Annotated in this window: 3 protein-coding genes and 1 pseudogene; 1 reads left to right on the top strand and 3 read right to left on the bottom strand. The window is 64.2% G+C overall.

Translation table 11 applies throughout. The annotated features are described in order from the left end of the window. Positions 1 to 242: 242 nt before the first annotated feature. Positions 243 to 854 carry a thiamine phosphate synthase gene (locus CG471_RS28890; RefSeq protein ID WP_099234554.1) on the bottom strand — a complete coding sequence of 204 codons (612 nt, stop codon included), beginning with the start codon at positions 852 to 854 and terminating at the stop codon, positions 243 to 245. Between the two features lie 23 nt (positions 855 to 877). Here CG471_RS28890 and CG471_RS28885 point away from each other — a divergent pair, with 23 nt between their 5' ends. Beyond that, positions 878 to 1,612, top strand: a complete 735-nt coding sequence (locus CG471_RS28885; protein ID WP_099234553.1) for a YggS family pyridoxal phosphate-dependent enzyme — start codon at positions 878 to 880, stop codon at positions 1,610 to 1,612. On the opposite strand, the gene CG471_RS28880 is transcribed toward CG471_RS28885, so the two are convergent. Both CG471_RS28880 and CG471_RS31585 read right to left on the bottom strand, forming a co-directional pair. After that, the gene (locus tag CG471_RS28880; RefSeq protein ID WP_099234555.1) at positions 1,590 to 4,391 is read right to left on the bottom strand and encodes a TonB-dependent receptor; all 2,802 of its coding nucleotides are present in this window, start codon (positions 4,389 to 4,391) and stop codon (positions 1,590 to 1,592) included. The two genes, CG471_RS28885 and CG471_RS28880, sit on opposite strands and share 23 nt — an antisense overlap. A gap of 187 nt (positions 4,392 to 4,578) precedes the next feature. After that, a pseudogene (locus CG471_RS31585) lies at positions 4,579 to 4,689 on the bottom strand (phosphoesterase); the annotation flags it as partial.

Below are 4,689 nucleotides of genomic sequence, written 5' to 3'. Positions count from 1 at the left end.
AAAGCATGCTAATGCTGCCCATGGCGAATTCGTAAGTCTATGATTTTACTGCGAAATAAATCGCTTAGGTCGCCCGGCCGAAAGCTCTTCTGGCACCATTTTTCATCTGTTGAAAACGCTGGAGCGTCGTCATCCTGACGATCCTCTCAGCGCGTCCTGCTTTCGCGGCTGCCAGAATGCCGGTGCAGAAGAATGCAGCTTATTGCGCCGGATACCCCGCAATGGTCATCCTGCGCGCCTACTCAAGATAAAGCTGTGTTGGAATATCCACCCCATGGCCGACGCGCCATAATGGGTCGTTCTGAAACCAGCCCATCGATCGCCGCCCAGCCATGCGCGCCGATCCCGCGCAGCATCCGCCGATGTCCCGGCTGCACCCCACCCAGCGCCATCACCGGCCTATCCGCCTGCCGCGCCAGGGCGGTAAAGCGCAACCGACCCAAGCTGGCCGCCCCCGGATGCGATCGGGTGGGGAAGAGGGGCGATACGAAGACCATGTCCGCCCTGCCCCGCCGCGCGGCCGTCATCTCGCGCGCGTCATGCGCGGCCATGCTGTGCAGCATCGGCCGCCCTGCCCGCCTGGTGTCGCGGCCATGCCAGCCATCGGCCCGCCACGCGGCCGCCGTCCGCCCATCACCCGCCAGCAGCAGCACCAGCCGTCGCCGCCGCGCCACGCGCCGCACCGCTTCAAACAACGCCCGCCGCGCCTTCCCTTCCGTCCGGTAATGCCGGAACACGATTCCAGCTCGCCCCTTGGGCAAGCGCGCCACCGCCGCCAGCAACGCCGTGTCGGCGACCCGCTCGTCGGTCATCAGCCAGATTGTCGGCAGTTTTTTGCGGTGGCGGCGGGTCATGACCCTGTCCTATAGCAGCGCGCATGACGACCGACAGCCCGCAAGCCGCCCTCCGCCTTTCCGCCCTGCGCGACGCCATCGATCGGGCCGCGCGCCTGACCGATCGCAGCGGCGAGGATATCACCCTGATCGCCGTGTCCAAGACGCAAGAGGCCGACGCCATCCGCCCGCTGATCGCGGCGGGGCAGCGCGTGTTCGGCGAAAATCGCGTGCAGGAAAGCCAGGAGAAATGGCCCGCCCTGCGGGAAGACCATCCCGATATCGCGCTGCATCTCGTCGGCCAGTTGCAATCGAACAAGGCCGCCGATGCGGTTGCCCTGTTCGACGTCATCCACAGCCTCGATCGTCCCTCGCTGCTGACTGCACTGGCCAAGGCGATGGACGCGGCGGGCAAGCGCGTCCCCTGCTATATCCAGGTCAATATCGGCGCGGAGGAACAGAAGGGCGGTTGCGCCATCGCCGACGTGCCCGCGCTGATCGCCGCTGCGCGTGATGCGGATATTCCGCTGCTCGGCCTGATGGCCGTCCCGCCGGCGGACGTCGAACCCGCCCCCTATTTCGCGCTGCTCGCAAAAATGGCGCGGGAGGAGGGCCTCCCGCGCCTGTCGATGGGTATGTCGGGCGATTATGAAACCGCCATCATGCTGGGCGCGACCGATATTCGTGCCGGCACCGCCCTGTTCGGCAATCGTCCAACCCCCGCCCGCCCCGTGCCCAAGAGCGGGCGGGGAATGATCAGAAACTCCCCCGCAACGTGATGCCATAGGTGCGCGGTTCGGCGAGATAGGCGGAGATCAGCTGATTGGCCATCGGCGCACCCTGGGCGAACTGGCCGGTGGTCGATGTGGCCGGGCTGCTCGACTGGAGCGGGCTGCTGAACGCCACCTGGGTATAATCCTGGTTGAAGATATTCTGGCCCCAGAATTCGATCGCCCAGCGCTGGTTCGGCCCACGCAGCCCGACGCGCGCATTGACGACGGTGAAGCCGTCCTGATTCTTCTCCGGGAACAGGTCAGACCCGGTGTTGAAATCGCTGGTCATGCGGCCATCGACATAGAAGAGCGCCGACAGGCCGCTCGTGCCGATGTCCGGTGTCCAGGCGGCGCTGGCGGTCGTCACCATCTTGGGCGCATTGCTGTTGATGGAACCCGGCAACAGGAACAAGGCCGGGTCAAGCGGCACGCTGCCATCGCCGCTGCCGACCAGACGGCTGGCGAACTTGGCTTCCGCATAGGTGAAGCCGCCGGTCACGCGGAAATTGCGCGCAGGGGTGGCGGTCATTTCCAGTTCGACGCCCTGGCTGATCAGCCCAGGCCCGACATCGTCCGAGCCGCAGGTGCGGGCCGCCGATAGCGCGCTGTCGCAGCCATTGATATTCTGCACGACGAAGCTGGTGCCGTTAAAGGTGTTCAGCTGGAAATTCTTGAACTCCTGGCGGAAGGCGGCGACGTTCGCGCTCCATTTGGGCTGGCTGTATTTCAGGCCGATTTCGAATGCGTCGACCTTTTCAGCGGCGAAGCGCAGGCTGGCGACGTCGGCATTGCTGCGCGGCGAAAAGACCGCCGGAATGGCATTGAGACCGGTCGATCCCAGCTGAAAGCGGTCGAGGTTGAAGCCGCCCGCCTTATAGCCCTTCGAATAGCTGCCATAGAGCAGCAGATCGTCGGTCGCCTTCCACGACAGGACCGCCGTACCCGACAATTCGCCGTCGCTGATCTTGTCATTGAGGTCGAGCGCGTTGAGGCTGGTCGAGGCATTGCCGAGGCACCCCAGGGTCAGGATGCCGCCCGCCAGCGCTGCCGCGCTGCCCAGCGCCGGATTGGTGGCCAGGCCTGGCAAAGCAGAAGACTGGAACGCCGCGCAAGTCGCGTTATTATTGTTGAGGTCCGCCGAGAAGCGCTTGCTTTCATGGGTGTAGCGCAGGCCCAAGGTCAGATCGAGCCGGTTGGTGACGTGGATGATATTGTGGGTGAAGATCGCCCAATTCTCGCTCTTCTGGCGATAGATCGAGCCGGTATCGCCGGTGCCTGACGGAATGGCGGCCAGCGCGCGCAGGCCATTGCCCAGGCCCGTCGAGATCGCGCCCGCCTGGCCCGCGGCCACGGCGGCTGGCAGGCCAGCATTGATGAGCGCCGCGGTCAGCCCGGCGTTGAGATTGGCCTGCGTCCCTGCGATCAACGGCTGGGTGGCAAGGCCACTGCCGCACGCCGCGAGCTGCTGTGCGGTGAAATTGCTGTTCACCCCGGAACCCGCCATCAGGCGGCAGGCAGCAAAGCGGCCATAGTCCGCGCCGAAGCGGATATTATCCTGCAAGGTCAGCCGTTCATTGGCATAATAGCCACCGACCAACCAATCGAGCGCGTCGCCAAAGGCGGAACCCTGCGCGCGCAATTCCTGCGTGAAGGTCTTGAACTGACGATAGGTGTTGGAATCGCGATAGAGTAGGTCGGCGCGATTATAGTCATAATCGCCATAGTCGCTCGACTTGTAATCGCGATAGGCGGTGATGCTGGTCAGCTTCACGCCGCCCAGATCATAGTTGATTTCGCCCGAAACGCCCCAATCCTTGAGCTTGCTGACATAGTCGCGGCCGGGCGTGCTGGTCAGTTCCCGATCATAGGGATCGGCGGCGATCACGCTGCCCTGCCCTGCCAGGATCGCGGCGATGCGGTTGAACGGCGCATCGGTATAGCCACCACCTGCGGCCGGGCGGCGCTCGCGCGCTTCGGTATAGGCCGCGCCGCAGCAGCTTTCGTCGCGATTGGTATAATCGCCGATCAGGCGGATCGACAGATCGTCATTCGGCTCGATCAGCGCCTGTCCGCGCAGGAAATAGCGATCACGGTCATTGGTGTCGCCCACGGTCGAGCCGGTCGTATCGACCAGCTTGTAGAAGCCATCGCGCTTGGACCATACGCCGTCCAGGCTAAGCGCGATGCCATCAGCGATCGGCCCGGTGACCCGGCCCGACAGCCGCCAATAATCATAATTGCCATAGGTGATCTCACCCTTGGCGCTAAACGTCTGTTCGGGGGCCTTGCTGATGATGTTGATCAGACCCGCCGACGCATTGCGGCCGAACAATGTGCCCTGCGGCCCGCGCAGCACTTCGACCCGCTCAATCTCGCCCAGTTCGTTGAGGCCCGCGCCGGTACGCGAACGATAGACGCCGTCGATAAACACCGCGACCGAGCTTTCGAGGCCGGGGTTATCGCCGACCGTGCCGATGCCACGGATACGCGCCGACGCATTGGCTTCGGACCCGGTGGACGAAACGAGCAGCGAAGGGGCGAGCTGGTTGAGGGTGCGGATGTCGCTGGCGCCGCTATTCTGCATTGCTTGCGCGCTGACGGCGGACACGGCGATCGGCACGTCCGACAACGGACTGGCGCGGCGGGTGGCGGTGACGATGATCTCCGCCGCATCCTGCTCGGCGGCGGCCTGCGGTGCCGCGACGTCCTGCGCCTGCGCGCCGGTTGCACCCATGACGAGCGCAATCACCGCAGCGGTCGATGCCCAAAGGCTCTTGTTGGTCATGATGGTCAATCCTCTCCTGCCCGCGCGGCTTTTTGCCGGTGGGGACGTGCGGGTGATTATGCTGCCACAGCCGGGTTAAGGCAATAGACCCTAGCTTTTCTGCGCTTTTTTGCGGATGCGATGACAGAATGTTCATGCCCTGTTGCTTATCGGCAACGGCTTAATTTCTGGTTTCCGTAGCGTCGCCTTACGATAACGGAAAGCGGAGCATTCGGTCGGCAACCAGCACCAGCGCGGCTGCACCCGGCCCCACGGCACGCCGAATCTCGCCATGGCCCGCATCCAGCCCGCCGGTGAG

Origin of the sequence: Sphingobium sp. IP1 (genome assembly GCF_002708645.1) — a bacterium.
GTDB lineage: Bacteria > Pseudomonadota > Alphaproteobacteria > Sphingomonadales > Sphingomonadaceae > Sphingobium > Sphingobium yanoikuyae.
Note: the sequence above shows the minus strand (reverse complement) of the source record. Positions and strands in the feature narration are given on the sequence as shown.